General features: G+C 60.1%; 14 protein-coding genes. 9 read left to right on the top strand and 5 right to left on the bottom strand.

Going from position 1 to position 15,006, the window contains the following annotated elements; genetic code table 11:
- Positions 1–106 precede the first annotated feature (106 nt).
- Positions 107–985, bottom strand: a complete 879-nt coding sequence (locus tag M8318_RS06545) for a DMT family transporter (protein ID WP_262661552.1) — start codon at positions 983–985, stop codon at positions 107–109.
- Positions 986–1,075: 90 nt separating this feature from the next.
- Between M8318_RS06545 and M8318_RS06540 the strand changes: the two genes are divergently transcribed.
- From M8318_RS06540 to M8318_RS06530, 3 genes are all read left to right on the top strand, one after another.
- The gene (locus M8318_RS06540; RefSeq protein ID WP_262661550.1) at positions 1,076–2,410 is read left to right on the top strand and encodes an aminotransferase-like domain-containing protein; all 1,335 of its coding nucleotides are present in this window, start codon (positions 1,076–1,078) and stop codon (positions 2,408–2,410) included.
- A 308-nt stretch (positions 2,411–2,718) separates the two neighbouring features.
- Positions 2,719–2,901: a con-10 family general stress protein gene (locus M8318_RS06535; protein ID WP_039028538.1), complete on the top strand. Its 183-nt coding sequence runs from the start codon at positions 2,719–2,721 to the stop codon at positions 2,899–2,901.
- Between the two features lie 116 nt (positions 2,902–3,017).
- Positions 3,018–3,236: a hypothetical protein gene (locus M8318_RS06530; protein ID WP_262661547.1), complete on the top strand. Its 219-nt coding sequence runs from the start codon at positions 3,018–3,020 to the stop codon at positions 3,234–3,236.
- Positions 3,237–3,303: 67 nt separating this feature from the next.
- On the opposite strand, the gene M8318_RS06525 is transcribed toward M8318_RS06530, so the two are convergent.
- Positions 3,304–4,572: an MFS transporter gene (locus tag M8318_RS06525; RefSeq protein ID WP_262661545.1), complete on the bottom strand. Its 1,269-nt coding sequence runs from the start codon at positions 4,570–4,572 to the stop codon at positions 3,304–3,306.
- A 9-nt stretch (positions 4,573–4,581) separates the two neighbouring features.
- Positions 4,582–5,109 (bottom strand): cytochrome b561, encoded by a 528-nt coding sequence (gene cybB / locus M8318_RS06520; protein ID WP_262661543.1) that lies wholly within the window; start codon positions 5,107–5,109, stop codon positions 4,582–4,584.
- Between the two features lie 185 nt (positions 5,110–5,294).
- On the opposite strand from cybB, the gene gap reads away from it, so the two are divergent.
- Together gap and M8318_RS06510 are read left to right on the top strand one after the other, a co-directional pair.
- Entirely contained in the window at positions 5,295–6,296 is a 1,002-nt protein-coding gene (gap, locus tag M8318_RS06515) for a type I glyceraldehyde-3-phosphate dehydrogenase (protein WP_262661541.1), read from the top strand.
- 103 nt (positions 6,297–6,399) lie between these two features.
- Positions 6,400–7,326: an alpha/beta hydrolase gene (locus M8318_RS06510; RefSeq protein ID WP_262661539.1), complete on the top strand. Its 927-nt coding sequence runs from the start codon at positions 6,400–6,402 to the stop codon at positions 7,324–7,326.
- Positions 7,327–7,431: 105 nt separating this feature from the next.
- Here the strand turns inward: M8318_RS06510 and aldA are convergent, their stop codons facing one another.
- On the bottom strand, positions 7,432–8,871 hold the full coding sequence (gene aldA, locus M8318_RS06505) for an aldehyde dehydrogenase (RefSeq protein ID WP_262661537.1): 1,440 nt from the start codon (positions 8,869–8,871) through the stop codon (positions 7,432–7,434).
- A 199-nt stretch (positions 8,872–9,070) separates the two neighbouring features.
- Entirely contained in the window at positions 9,071–9,874 is an 804-nt protein-coding gene (locus M8318_RS06500) for a YdcF family protein (protein WP_262661533.1), read from the bottom strand.
- Positions 9,875–10,062: 188 nt separating this feature from the next.
- On the opposite strand from M8318_RS06500, the gene M8318_RS06495 reads away from it, so the two are divergent.
- From M8318_RS06495 to M8318_RS06480, 4 genes are all read left to right on the top strand, one after another.
- A complete protein-coding gene (locus tag M8318_RS06495; RefSeq protein ID WP_408612164.1) occupies positions 10,063–11,715 on the top strand; it encodes an MFS transporter in 1,653 nt (550 codons plus the stop codon).
- 33 nt (positions 11,716–11,748) lie between these two features.
- On the top strand, positions 11,749–12,828 hold the full coding sequence (locus tag M8318_RS06490) for an HlyD family secretion protein (RefSeq protein WP_262661531.1): 1,080 nt from the start codon (positions 11,749–11,751) through the stop codon (positions 12,826–12,828).
- Positions 12,825–14,204 (top strand): efflux transporter outer membrane subunit, encoded by a 1,380-nt coding sequence (locus tag M8318_RS06485; RefSeq protein ID WP_262661529.1) that lies wholly within the window; start codon positions 12,825–12,827, stop codon positions 14,202–14,204. The genes M8318_RS06490 and M8318_RS06485 overlap by 4 nt, the downstream gene beginning before the upstream one ends.
- A 95-nt stretch (positions 14,205–14,299) precedes the next feature.
- Positions 14,300–14,959, top strand: coding sequence for an O-methyltransferase (locus M8318_RS06480; protein WP_262661527.1), 660 nt, complete (start codon positions 14,300–14,302; stop codon positions 14,957–14,959).
- The last annotated feature ends 47 nt before the right edge of the window (positions 14,960–15,006 follow it).

Below are 15,006 nucleotides of genomic sequence, written 5' to 3'. Positions count from 1 at the left end.
CGAGGCGACAAGCCAGGAAAAACATTACCGGAAGGTGTCTCGCAAAACAGCGAGATCGCATGTTCCCGGCCCGTATAGTCCTCAGGGAGAGGGAGCAGCTCTACCTTCAGCGGCCATATTTCCGCGAGGCAACCACACACAAAATCACACCCAGGGTGATAAACATCATCAGCGGGCTAACCCTCTCATGCAGCAGCGTGGCGGACAGCGCCAGCCCGAGAAACGGCTGCAGCAGCTGCAGCTGCCCGACGGCGACGATCCCGCCCTGGGCCAGCCCTTTGTACCAGAAGATAAACCCGATCAGCATGCTGAACAGCGACACATAACCCAGCGCGGCCCAGGCTGGAATACCGATGTCGCTGAAGGATACAGGCATCATCAGCAGGGAGGCCACCACCATAAACGGCAGCGCCAGGATCAGCGCCCAGCTGATTACCTGCCAGCCGCCACACTCGCGGGTGAGCGCGGCCCCTTCGGCATAGCCCAGGCCGCAGACGATCACCGCCGCGAGCATCAGCAGATCGCCCGTCAGGGAGAGCGATGCGCCTTGCGAAAGGGCAAATCCCATCACCAGCAGGCTGCCCAGCACCGAGAAGATCCAGAAGGCCCGGGCAGGACGCTCCTTACCGCGCAGCACCGCGAAAATGGCGGTCATCAGCGGCAGCAGCCCGAGAAACACAATCGAGTGGGCGGCGGTGACATGCCGCAACGCCAGGGCGGTCAGCAGCGGAAAACCGACCACCACGCCCAGGGAGACCATCATCAGCGGCACAATCCGCGCGGCTGGCGGGCGTTTTTCCCGCCAGCCGAGGACCAGGATCAGGGCCACCATCCCGGCAAGGGAGGCCCGGGCAAAGGTCAGGAAAAAGGGATCGAAATCCTGCACCGCAACCCGCGTGGCGGGCAAGGAACCGCTGAAAATGACAACGCCCAGCAGGCCGTTGAGCCAGCCTGAAAGCGCGTTTTTATCTACCGCAATATTCATTACCCTTATCTTCCCAATCTTGAGCCTCTGTGGAGCCGATGGTAGTCTCGCCAATTCAATACAATCAAATTATTGTCATGGATACATTTGATGAAAGCGCGCTACAAAGAGATTGTGGATCGCTACGCCGGGATGATTCGCTCGGCGCAGATCCCGGCAGGTACCCGCCTGCCCACCCACCGCACGCTCGCCACCCGGGAACATATCTCCCTCGCCACCGCGACGCGGGTCTACGCCGAGCTGGAGAAGATGGGGCTGGTGAGCGGGGAAACCGGGCGCGGCACCTTCGTCAGGGAGATCCTGTTGCCGTCGGGTCAGGGGATCGATCAGCATGCGGTTGCCAGCGATGTGCTGGATCTGAACTTCAACTATCCCGCCCTGCCGGGCCAGGGTGAGCTGCTGCGGGAGGCGCTCCGGCAGGTCGCCGCCGGGGGCGATATTGAAGCGCATCTGCGCTATCAGCCCCATGCTGGCAGACAGACCGAGCGGGAGATCGTCGCCGCGCACCTCGCGGGGCCACATTTTCAACCCTCGGGGGATAACGTGCTGATCGTGAACGGGGCTCAGCATGGCCTGACCGTCACCGTGATGGGGCTGCTCCGGCCCGGCGACGTGGTGGCGGTAGACGCCCTCACCTACCCGGGCTTTAAGGCCCTGGCGGCGCTCTATCATCTGGAACTGCTCGCCATTCCCTGCACGGAAACCGGCCCGGACCTGACGGCGCTACGCCAGCTTTGTCAGCGGCGTCACGTGCGGGCGGTTTACACCATGCCCACCCTGCACAACCCGCTGGGCTGGGTGCTGAGCCGGGAGCAGCGCAGGACGCTGGCAGAGATTGCCCGGCAGCACGATCTGCTGATCGTCGAAGACACCGCCTACGGCTGGCTGATCCGCCGCCCGCCGCCCCCTGTCGCCAGCTTCGCCCCCGAACGGACGGTCTACGTCACCGGCTTTTCCAAAAATGTGGCGACCGGTCTGCGGGTCGGGGCGGTGGTCTGTCCGCCGGATCTGCGCCCGGCGCTGGAGAGAGCCATTCGGGCCACCACCTGGAATACCCCCTCGATCATGACCGCCATGGTCTGCCACTGGATCCAGGACGGCACCGTGGCCCGGTTTGAAACCCTGAAACGACGCGACGCCCGGCAGCGGCAAGCCGTCCTCAAAGCGGTGCTGGGGGATCTGCCCTGCATCACCCATCCCGAATCGTACTTTGCGTGGCTGCCCCTCGCGGACGAGGCCCGAGCCGATCGGGTAGTGAAGGCGCTGATGGACAACAACATCTCCGTCTCGACCGCCGAGCCCTTCTCCACCTCCGGCACGGTGCCGCAGGCGATCCGCATCGCCCTGGGATCGGTAACGGTGGATAATTTACGCCTGGCGTTAATGCAGGTCCGCGAGGCGGTTGAACTGGAGCAGAGCCGTTAAGCAGGGTCTGGCTTATTAAGAGTTGTCTTAATTATGTACATAATGCTTATTTTTCCGGATCTGCATCACAGTAAAAATTAAGGCTGAAATTATTCGGCCCGCATGTAACTTTTGCTAACTTATTTATTAGCGTAGATATATTCTCCCCCGCCGTCGAAAACGCCTAAAATATATGCAGACCGCGAATAAAATCGCGCCGAATGGCTTATTGAACTTTTTGCCGTTCTGTCTACATTTATTTGTGCACACATTTGAAGAGGTTAATTTCCTCTCAGTAAATATTCTCAACGAAACACTGGAGACATGTTATGACTAAACATCGAGGCGGTTCCGGCAATTTCGCAGAAGACCGGGAGCGTGCATCCCAGGCCGGCCGCAAAGGTGGACAGAGCAGCGGCGGGAATTTTAAAAATGACCCGCAGCGCGCATCCGAAGCGGGAAAAAAAGGCGGACAAAATAGCCGGGGCGGTGGTCGTAAACCAGCGGCGTAAGTTTCACAATATATTCTCGGTCTGACCTCTTTTGTCAGACAATATAGTTGAGGCGAACAGAGCGGTATAAATACCGCGCCATTAACAGGCAGTTCGATGAATTATGCGGAGGTTATATGCTGCATTTAAGAAGAAGAGTTCGTAACGCACGTAATAATCATCGCACCAGTGATGATGTCGGCTGGATAATTCCGGGAGACGCTGAGCGTACCCGTTCACCGGACAGTGGCCCGGCGCTCCAGCTCAGAAGAGAAGATGACGCCAGCAGTGAGGTGAAGCTCAGCCAGCGTCAGTCGTATCTGGTCAACGCCATGGCGCGCCGCGACCTGAAGTAAGTATCTGTTAAGTGATGCAAAAATTGTTGTGCTTTGTTGTTCGCCCGGCCTTCCCCGCCGGGCTTTTTTATGTCCGCAGCGGCAGCCCGGCGCGCTCTCTGGCACGCAGTACCGTCAGGAAGCTGAGCAGCGCCACCCCCATCACATACAGCGCGGGCGACAGCGGATTGTCGGTCGCGACCAGCAAATAGGCCAGCAACCACGGGGTCACGCCGCCAAAGAAGGCCACCGCAAAGTTATAGGCCATGGCGATGCTGCCATAGCGGATCCGGGTGGGGAACAGCTCCGCCATCGCCGCATTACAGGCACCATCAAAGATGGCGATGCACACGCCCAACAGCCCCAGCCCCAGCGAGGCAGAGAGGGTATCTCCGCTCGCCATCATCCTCATCGCTGGCCAGGCGAAGAGGATCAACCCGAGGCACCCCGCCAGCATCAGCGGCTTACGGCCAACCCTGTCCGACAGGTAGCCCATAAAAGGCACCAGCACAGCAATAACCAACAGCCCAAGGGTGGTGATGGTGTACGCATCCAGCGCCGGGTAGTGCAGCGTCGTCGTCAGATAAGCAGGAATAAAGGTTTGCAGCATCCAGTGCATCACCGCCTTGATGGCGACAAATCCGATGCAGAAGATAAGCGCCCGCCTCGCGGTGGTGAGTGTCGTGCGCAGGGGTGTTGCTTCCGTTTGACGGTTTTTTAAGAGCGCCAGAAATTCAGGAGAGTCCTCAAGATTTTTTCGCAGATACAGGCCAATCCAGCCCAGCGGCCCGGCTAACAAAAATGGAATGCGCCAGCCCCAGTCGTTCATTGCCGCCTCCCCCAGTACGGCAGTCAGCAGCAGCACCAGGCCCGACGCGGCCACAAAGGCCATAAAGCCGAAGGTGTCTGTCCAGGAGGTGAAGTAACCCCGGCGGTCAGCGGGGGCATATTCGGCCAGAAAAGTGGTCGCGCCGGCGTTTTCGCCCCCGGCTGCAAACCCCTGGAACAGACGCACCAGCACCAGCAGCACCGTGGCGAACATCCCGGCCTGCGACCAGGGGGGTAATAAACCGATCGTAAAGGTGGCGCCGGAGGTCAACAGAATAACGGTGACCAGCACGTTGCGCCGTCCGATCCTGTCCCCGAGGGAGCCAAACCACAGCCCGCCCAGCGGGCGCATCACAAACCCGGCACCAAACACCGCAAACGATGAGAGCAGCGCCGTCGCCGGGTCGTTGGTATGAAAGAACTGCATGCCGATGATGGTTGCCAGCGTACCGTAGAGCCCGAAATCGAACCATTCAACAAAATGGCCGATCCCGGTGGCGAACAGCACCTTGCGCAGTTGACGGGCCACGGGCTGCCCTTAACGCTTTTTCGGCATCATGCGCAGCAGGGTGTTGTCTTTCCAGAAGTAGTGATGAAGCAGCGCGGCAAAAGCGTGAATGCCAATGATGTAGTATCCCAGGTTCGCCAGGGTGACATGCCAGGCTTTCAGCGTGTCCACCAGGTCGAAATTGCCTTCGGCGGCGTGCGGCATCCCCAGGCCAAAGGCAAACCAGGTGTTGCCCCGGTTATACATCATCACCAGGCCAATCAGCGGCAGGGCAATAAACAGCAGGTAGATAGCAAGGTGGCCCAGATGGGATAAGCCTATGTACATCGGTTTTGGCTTCGGCACGATCGGCGGCGCAGGATACTTAAGACGTACCAGCAGGCGTGCCACCATCAGCACCAGAATTGAGATACCGCAGGAGACGTGGATCATGTTGATCAGCGGACGGTCGCTTCGCGGGAAAAAGCCACGAAACTCCATGGCACAGTAGGCCACAATCACCAGCAGAAAAACCAGCCAGTGAATTGCAATCTGCAGGCCGGTGTATTTATTGCGCATAGTCTTTCCTGAATAGAAGGCTAACAAAAAGGTAAAATAACCAGCTTCAGTTAAAAATTCATTATTTATTGTCCCCGCCTTTTCAAAAACTTCCGTGCAGATGAGCCATCTTCAATTGCCTCGCTGGGCTTCATGGTCTAATCCTGGATGAGTTCAACGTCCCGTCCATCACACAGGAGTAGATCATGAGTAAGATTGGCATTAACGGATTTGGTCGCATTGGCCGACTGGTGCTTCGTCGGTTACTGGAAACCCAGGACAGTAACAGCGTCGTGGCAATTAATGATTTAACGTCACCTAAAGTGCTGGCCTACCTGTTAAAACACGACTCCAACTATGGCCCCTTCCCCTGGAGCGTGGACTTCACGGAAGACTCCCTGATCGTCGACGGGAAATCCATTTCGGTGTACGCCGAAAAAGAGGCGAAACATATCCCGTGGAAAGCCGCCGGGGTGGATCTGGTGGTGGAATGCACCGGGTTCTACACCTCACAGGAGAAGTCGCAGGCGCATATCGACGCGGGGGCGAAAAAAGTGCTGATCTCCGCCCCGGCCGGTGAGATGAAAACCATCGTCTTTAACGTCAATGACGACACCATTGAGGCCAGCGACACCATTATCTCGGTTGCCTCCTGCACCACCAACTGCCTGGCACCGCTGGCGAAAGTGCTGCACGATTCGTTTGGCATCAAAGCCGGCACCATGACCACTATCCACGCCTACACCGGCACCCAGGCGCTGGTGGATGGCCCCCGCGGGAAAGATCTGCGCGCCTCACGCGCCGCAGCGGAAAACATCATCCCGCACACTACGGGCGCGGCGAAGGCCATCGGGCTGGTGATCCCCGCGCTGAGCGGCAAGCTGAAGGGCCATGCCCAGCGCGTGCCGGTCAAAACCGGCTCCGTGACCGAGCTGGTGTCGATTCTGGAGAAAAAGGTGAGCGTGGATGAGATCCACCAGGCGCTGAAAAAAGCCACCGAAGGCAACGAGTCCTTTGGCTATACCGAGGAAGAGATTGTCTCGTCAGATGTGATCGGCTCAAACTTTGGTTCGATCTTCGATGCCACCCAGACGGAAGTCACCGACGCGGGCGACGTCCAGTTGGTGAAAACCGTGGCCTGGTACGATAACGAATATGGGTTTGTCACCCAGCTGGTGCGTACCTTAGATAAATTCGCTGCCCTGTAAACACGCCGCGGACAGCCCTGCTGTCCGCAACCTGTGAGTCGGTGCTGGTTTTCATTTTGTTAACCCTGATATAACAAAGGCTTTCCATAGAGGGAGCCTTATCATGGAAGCACTGAGCCGCGACACATTAGAACAACAGATGGCGCAAGCCGTGAGTCGATCGACCACCTTTACCATCTGGCCCGATAATGAAGCCCCTGGCGCATGCACTAGCGACGCCGTTTTTACCCCTGAACCCCGCCATACCGGGACCTCCGACTACGATCGCGCCGTCACCGGCATCCGCGCGCCGGAGATCACCGTGTACGCCCCTGCCCGCCCTAACGGCGTGGGTATTCTGGTGGCGCCCGGCGGCTCCTATCGCCGCGTGGTGCTGGATAAAGAGGGCAGCGCGCTGGCCGCGTTCTTTAATGCCCGCGGTTATACCCTGTTTGTGATGACCTACCGTATGCCGGGGGATGGTCACGAAGAAGGGGCCGACGCGCCGCTGGCGGACGTTCAGCGAGCGATGCGGGTGATCCGCGCCGGGGCTCAGGAGTGGAAGCTGGATCCGACCCGCATTGGAGTACTGGGTTTCTCTGCGGGTGGGCACGTGGCGGCGAGCCTCGGCACCCGGCACGATGAAGCGGTGTATGCCCCAAAGGACGCCGCCGATGCGTTCCCTGCCCGTCCGGCCTTTATGGCGCTGGTCTATCCGGTGATTACCATGCGCGAGGCGCATCATCATTCGGGTTCACGTCATGAGCTGATCGGGGATAACCCGACAGAGGCGCAGATCCACCACTACTCGCTGGAGGAGCGTGCCACCCGCGATGCGCCGCCAACCTTCCTGCTGCACGCCGCCGACGACCCGGCAGTAAACGTTGAGAATAGCCTGGCGATGTTCAGCGCCCTGCGCCGCCTGGGGGTGCCGGTAGAGATGCATATCTTCGAGCGAGGAAAACATGGGTTTGGCATCCGCGATGCCCAGGGATTGCCGGTGGCCGTCTGGCCGGAGTTGATGATGAACTGGATTGAAACAAAGGTGTAGCCTGTAAAGCCGGGTGGCGGCTACGCCTTACCCGGCCTACAGGATCGGTGCCGGTTTGTGGTTTTGTAGGCCGGGTAAGCGCAGCGCCACCCGGCATCTTCAGCTTCAGGACTGCAAATAGACCACCTGGGTCTGCAGGTACTCATGCAAGCCATGCTTGCCATCCGCCCCGCCGATCCCGGATTTACGCCAGCCAGCGTGGAAGCCCTGCATCGCTTCAAAGTTCTCGCGGTTGATGTAGGTTTCGCCGAACTTCAGCCCTTTGATGGCTTTCATCGCCACGTTCAGATCCCGGGTGTAAATCGACGATGTCAGGCCATAGTCGCTGTCATTGGCCATCTTCAGCGCTTCTTCCAGAGTGTCAAACATCACCACTGGCAGCACCGGTCCGAAAGTCTCTTCGTGCATGATGGTCATCTCCTGCCGCACGTCGAGCAGCAGCGTTGGCGGGTAATAATAGCCTTTACCCTCTACCGCTTTACCGCCCAGCACCACTTTCGCCCCCTCCTGCACCGCCAGGGCCACTTTCTGCTCCACGCGCTCCAGCGCCGCCGCGTTGATCAGCGGTCCCATGGCGATGTCGTTGCGCTCGGCCGGGTTGCCAAACTGCACAGCTTTCATCGCCTCGCCCAGACGGTTCACAAAGCGGTCGTAGATACCCTTCTGCACATACACGCGCTCGGCGCAGTTACACACCTGCCCGGTGTTGATCACCCGGGAGTCGACAATCGCTTTGACTGCCAGCTCCAGATCCGCATCGTCCATCACGATAGCCGGGGCTTTACCGCCCAGCTCCAGGCACACTTTGGTGATGTTCTTCGCCGCGGCGGCCATGATCTTCTCGCCTGCGCCCACGCTGCCGGTCATGCTGACCATCGCCACTTTCGGGTTGCCCGCCAGCTCCTGACCCACGGTTTCGCCGCGGCCCAGCACCAGGTTAAAGACCCCTTTCGGCAGGCCAATCTCGTCGACGATTTTGGCAAAGGCGATGGCGTTGTTTGGCGTGAACTCGCTCGGCTTAATGACGATGGTGTTGCCGGTCAGCAGCGCCGGGGCCAGCTTGCGGGCAATCAGGAAGAACGGGAAGTTCCACGGCAGAATGCCGGTGGTCACGCCGAGGGCGCGCTTAAACAGCAGGATGTTTTCACCCGGGCGATCGCTCTGGATAATTTCGCCTTCGTAGCGGCGCGCCCACTCGGCCATGTAGTCGAGATAGTCGGCGGTGAACCCCACTTCCACCTCTGCCAGTTGCTGAATTTTGCCGCCTTCGGCCACGATTAGGGCGCTGATCTCGCTGGCGCGCTCACGAATACCAGCGGAGATTTTACGCAGCCAGCCCGCGCGCTGGATGGCTGGCAGCGCCTCCCAGTCAGCCTGGGCGCGCTCGGCGGCGTCGATGGCCTTGCGGGCATCCTCGGCGCTGCCGTCGGGAATACGGGAAATGACCTCTTCGGTGGCCGGGTTGATCACATCAATCCAGGCATCACCCTGCCAGGCTACAAACTGTCCATCGATATACATAGGATGTTGTACGGGTACTGTCATGACCTGCTCCTGTAATTGCACTGTTTTTAACAAGTAAAATTATTGTTAAAAACTACCGTTCCCGATCCGCAATCCCAGCGTATAACGCTGTTTTTGTGAGACATCTCATAAAAGAAACGGGTCAGCAGGAGAGAAATCATTACATTCCGACAACAAAGCCTGCCCGTTTGCGGGAAAGTCATCGCAAACGGGCAAAGGCCTACAGCAGAGAGCGGCTGCTCAGCGCCTCGGTGAGGATCACGTCATTACGCAGGATCTGCCAGGCGGTCTCCACCTCAGCAGGAATATCGACATGGACGATAAAATCACGACCAAGCGGGCCGTAGCCATTAATGTCATCGCGCAGGCGCGGGAGCTCACCCAGCACCAGGGAGAGATAGCGTTCCACCGGCCACAGCCCCTCGCCGCCGCCGCGGAATACCAGCCCGTCCTCGCTGTTCTGCAGCTGCGGCACGATACCGGGATGGCTGGTCCACGCCGGGGCATCGGGCTTATCGCGCCAGACCCGGGCAAAGGTCGCCATGGTACGGCGCTGCATGGTGGGGTCCTGGACCACAATTCCGCGCTTCACCGTCAGGTGATGATGGGTGATGGTGGCGGCGCTGAACCGGGCATTTTCACCGCAGTTGGTGGACTGATCTTCCACCAGCAGACGCTCCGGTGGAATATGCCAGAACTCCCGGGCGATCTCCGCCAGGATGGTGGCTTCGGCTTTGCCGGTGGTACGCACCCTGTTGTAGCGCGGGTGTCGCGCAATGGCGGCGTATAAAAAGGTGGTTGAATGGCCGATGCCGCCGCTGATCAGCAAGGGGATGGAAAGCTCTGACGCCAGACGACAGGCTGCGTCGATGGAGGGGATCACCGCATTACCGGCCAGCACCACCAGATCCGGCTGTAGCGCGGGTGGATTGAAGGGCAGATTATCCTCAGCGAGCCAGGCCCCGACGGTATTGACCGCGGCCAGCGTTTTATCCGGCAGAGATGGGAAGATTGTGAGACTCATCGTTACCTCCTTCCAGCAAGTAAGTTCAGAGTAACGCATAGGCTACCGGTTAACAGTGGATCCCTCTGAAATATTTTCGCCTACATTTGCGTAACCTCGCATGATCATATTCACTTGAAACAGTCTTTGCGTCAGACGTAGAATCATTAGCCCTCTAACTATTCATTAACACGACAGGTAATACTGCTATGCGTCTGCCCCAACGCGACCCCTATGCTCCTCGCGAGTGGCAGCCTCACGAAAAGCCGATGCTGTTAGGCTCCCCGTCCACGCCGGTGCACAGCACCCCGAAGCGCATCGCCTATGGGGTGGTGGGTTTGCTGGTCTGTCTGACCGGGGCGCTCGGCAATGCGATGGTCGCCGCCAACCTGCAAAATTTGCAGGGCACCTTCTCCGCCTGGTCCACCGAGATCGCCTGGCTACCGGCGGTGTACGTGATGACCAACGTGTCGATCAACCTGCTGCTGGTGAAGTTTCGCCAGCAGTTTGGCCTGCGCGCCTTTACCGAAGGTTTTCTGGTTCTGTATGTGCTGGTGACCTTCTTTCACCTGTTCGTCAACGATCTCAGCTCGGCACTGATGGTGCGCGCCGCCCACGGCATGGTGGCTGCGGCACTGAGTTCGCTGGGCATCTACTATCAGATTCAGGCCTGGCCGGCGAAACATCGCCTGAAGGCGCTGACCATCGGCATCACCGGCTCGTCGCTGGCGATCCCCATTGCGCGGCTGTTCTCTACCGAGCTGCTGCAGCTGGACGAGTGGCGCGGGCTGTATCTCTTCGAGCTCGGCCTGGCGCTGATTTCGCTGGGCTGCGTGATAGCCCTCAAGCTGCCCCCTGGCGACCGGCGTAAAGTGTTCGAGAAGAAAGATTTCATCACCTTTATCCTGCTGGCTCCGGGGATGGCGCTGCTGTGCGCGGTACTGTCGCTCGGGCGCGTAGACTGGTGGTTTGAAGCGCCGTGGATCGGCTGGGCGCTGGCGGGTTCACTGGTGCTGATCGTCTCGGCGATTTTCTTCGAGCATAACCGCAGCAACCCGCTGCTAAACACCCGCTGGCTTTCCAGCGGCAGTATCCTGCGCCTGGGGCTGATCATGCTGCTGATCCGCATCGTGCTGGCGGAGCAGAACACCGGGGTGATCGGCTGGCTGCAGTATGTCGGCCTGCAGAACGAACAGATGACCCATCTGGCGTGGGCGATTTTTGCCGGGATCGCCTGCGGCATCGCCGTCAGCTGCCTGACCATCAAACCGACCAGACTGGCCTGGCCGATTGTCACCTCGCTGGTGCTGATGATTATCGCCTCCCTGCTCGACAGCCAGTCCACCAGCCTCACCCGCCCGGATCAGCTGATGCTGAGCCAGTTCCTGCTCGGGTTCGGCAGTGCCTTCTTCCTCGCCCCGGCGATGCTGGCGGGGATTGGCGGGGTAATTGCCGACCCGCGAAATCTGGTCAGCTTTTCGGTGCTGTTCGGCATGAGTCAGAACCTCGGCGGCCTGTTGGGTTCCGCCATTCTGGGGACCTTTCAGACCTGGCGCGAGATGTACCACTCTGGCCTGCTGGCCGAACAGCTCACCAGCCTCAATCCGCTGGTGACGGAACGGCTGCAAATCTACAGCCAGATGTACCAGAGCCAGATTGGTGACAGCGCCCTGCTGAGCACCCAGTCGGCGCTCCAGCTGCAAACCGCCAGCACGCTGCAGGCAAATATTCTCGCTTACAACGATACTTATCTACTGACGGCAGGCATTGCCACCGTCACGCTGGTCTGGATTTTATGGCGCTTGTTGCGCTTGCGCATCACTGCCCGTCTGGCGCTGAAAAAGGCCACCGGCAGTCAGTAATGGATAAAAATTAATGATGTTTCTGGAGAAGTTATGAGTCAGCAGGATGCCGCTAAAGAGCAGGCCAATACCCGTAATAATCTGCGCGTGGTGTCAGTGTTCGCCGCCGCCGCGATCGGCATCGTTGGCGTGCTGGTGATCCTCTACGCCTGGCAGCTACCGCCCTTTACCCGCCAGGTTCAGTTTACCGATAACGCCTACGTGCGCGGACAGACCACCTTTATCAACCCCCAGGTGAATGGCTACATCACCGAGGTGAAGGTGCAGGATTTTGAGCAGGTGAAGAAAGGCGACCTGCTGCTGCAGATCGACGATCGCATCTACCGCCAGCGGGTGCATCAGGCCGAGGCCCAGCTGGCGATGAAAATCGCCACCCTGAATAACAACCTGCAACAGCGCAAGAGCGCCGAAGCGGTGATCCAGCGTAACGACGCGGCGCTGAAAAACGCCCGGGCGCAGAGCCTGAAAACCCAGGCGGACTTAAAGCGCGTGAAGGACCTTACCGCCGACGGTTCGCTGTCGATCCGTGAGCGGGATGCCGCGCTGGCGAGCGCCGCCCAGAGCAGCGCCAATATCGACCAGGCGAAAGCCACCCTGGAGATGTCGCGCCAGGATCTGCAGACCGCCATCGTCAACCGCGCTGCGCTGGAGGCCGATGTCGAAAACGCGAAGGCAGCGCTGGAGCTGGCGCAGATCGACCTGCAGAACACCCGCATCGTTGCGCCGCGCGACGGCCAGCTGGGGCAGATTGCCGTGCGTCTGGGGGCCTACGTTACCGCCGGGACCCACCTCACCACCCTGGTGCCGCCGCAGCACTGGGTGATCGCCAATATCAAAGAGACTCAGCTGGCGAACCTGCGTGTCGGCCAGCCGGTGAAATTTACCGTCGATGCCCTGAACGACCAGGCCTATGAAGGCCGGGTGCAGAGCATTTCCCCCGCCACCGGGGTAGAGTTCAGCGCCATTACCCCGGATAACGCCACCGGCAACTTCGTCAAGATCGCCCAACGCATTCCGGTTCGCATTGAAGTGCTCGGCAAGGCCGAAGACGCGGCACGGCTGCGCCCGGGGATGTCGGTGCAGGTGACGATTGATACCCGGGAGGCAGAATGATCCGCCGCCCGCTCATCGCCCTGCTGATTGCCGCCGCCCTGAGCGCCTGCCAGTCGGTGGATGTCGCCCCGGCGAAACCCACCCTGCAGATCCCCGCCCAGTGGCGGGCCAGCACCGGCCCTGCCAGTCCGGCAGAGCAGATGTGGTGGCGCAATTTTCACGACAACCCTCTCAACGCTTACGTGGATCAGGCCCTGCGCAACAACAGCGACGTGCTCATTGCCCGGGAGCGGATCAACGAGTACCAGGCCCGGGTGTACGCCAGCGAGGGCAACCTGTTTCCGACCCTCGATGCCGATCTGAATGCGGGTCGCGCCCGGTCCCAGTCGGCGGCCACCGGTTTGCCCACCTACGGCGCGCTGTACAAAGGGAGCCTGACCGCCAGCTATGATGTGGATATCTGGGGCGTGAACCGTCGCACCACCGATGCCGCCCGGGCCTCGCTCGAGGCGCAAAAAGCGGCGGCGGCCGCGGCGGATCTGACCGTGGCTTCCTCGGTGGCCTCGGGTTATGTCACCCTGCTGGCGCTGGACGAGCAGCTCAGGGTGACGCAGTCGACCCTCAAAGCGCGGGAAGAGGCCTTTAACCTGGCGCAACGGCAGTATCAGACCGGCTACAGCTCGCGCCTGGAGTTGATGCAGTCCGATTCCGAGCTGCGCTCGACGCGGGCGCAGATCCCCCAGGTGCAGAATCAGATTGCCCGCCAGGAGAACGCCCTGACCCTGCTGCTGGGAGGCTCCCCGGGAGCCATCGCCCGCAGCGCGGATTTCGACACCCTGACCCCGCTGCGTATCCCGTCGCAGCTGCCTTCGTCGCTGCTTAATCGCCGCCCGGATATTGTGCAGGCGGAACGCCAGCTGATCGCCGCCGATGCCTCCCTGGCCTCCGCGCGCGCCAGCCTGCTGCCGTCGATCAACCTGACCGCAACCGGTTCGATCCAGGATCGTACCCTGCCCGGCCTGCTGGACAACCCGCTGGAGCTGTGGAGTATCGGCGGCAGTATTCTGGCCCCGCTGCTGAACCGCCAGGCGCTGAATGCCCAGGTGGATATCGGCCAGTCACAGCGCAACCAGGCGCTCTACAGCTATGAAAAAACCGTGCGCAACGCCTTCAAAGAGGTGAACGACAGCCTCGATGCCATCACCCACTACGGCGAGCAGCTCACCGAGCTGGTGGCCCAGCAGGAGGTCGCCCGGGAGACATTGCGGATCGCGAAGAACCGCTATAACAACGGCTATTCGTCCTATCTGGACGTGCTGGATGCCCAGCGGACGCTGTTCTCGGTGCAGACCAGCGTGGTGCAGGCGAAAAATAATCTGCTGCTGGCGCAGATCGATTTGTATAAGGCGCTGGGCGGGGGATGGTCGGCACAGTAACGCCGGGCGGCGCATGCGCTTGCCCGGCCTACAGGTTTCGTAGGCCCGCGCAAGCGTAGCGCCGCCGGGCAACGCTCTCACTAAGGGGTCAATCTATGCAACAACAGTGGTCTGCCGTAGATAATTACATGATTTCCGAGCTTATTCCTCAGGATGAGGTGCTCCAGCAGGTGCTGAAAAATAACCAGCGCGCCGGTTTACCGGCGCACGACGTCGCCGCCAATCAGGGACAATTACTCGCGCTGTTTGTGCGTATGACCCAGGCGAGGCGCATTCTGGAGATTGGCACCCTGGGGGCCTACAGCAGCATCTGGATGGCGCGCGCCCTGCCGCCGGACGGGCAGCTGATTACCCTCGAGGCCGATCCGGTTCACGCGAAGGTTGCGCGCCAGAACATCCACCTGGCGGGGCTGGAGCAGCGAATCGAGCTGATTGAAGGCCCGGCGCTGCTCTCCCTCGACCAGCTTGGCGAGGTTCCCCCGTTTGATCTGATCTTTATTGATGCCGACAAGCCAAACAATCCCGGCTATCTGGAGTGGGCCCTGCACTACTCCCGGCCCGGGACGTTAATCATCGGTGACAACGTGGTGCGCGACGGGGAAGTGATTAACGGCCAGAGCGATGATGCCCGGGTGCACGGCGTGCGGCGGTTTATTGAGATGATCGGAGATAACCCGCGCCTGACCGCGACCGCGCTGCAAACCGTGGGCCTGAAGGGGTGGGATGGGTTTACGCTGGCGATGGTGAACGGGTAACAACCGCCGGGCGGCGCATTCGCTTACCCGGCCTACGGAAACCTGTA

It is taken from the genome of Leclercia tamurae (assembly GCF_025566055.1).
Classification (GTDB): domain Bacteria; phylum Pseudomonadota; class Gammaproteobacteria; order Enterobacterales; family Enterobacteriaceae; genus Enterobacter; species Enterobacter tamurae.
Note: the sequence above shows the minus strand (reverse complement) of the source record. Positions and strands in the feature narration are given on the sequence as shown.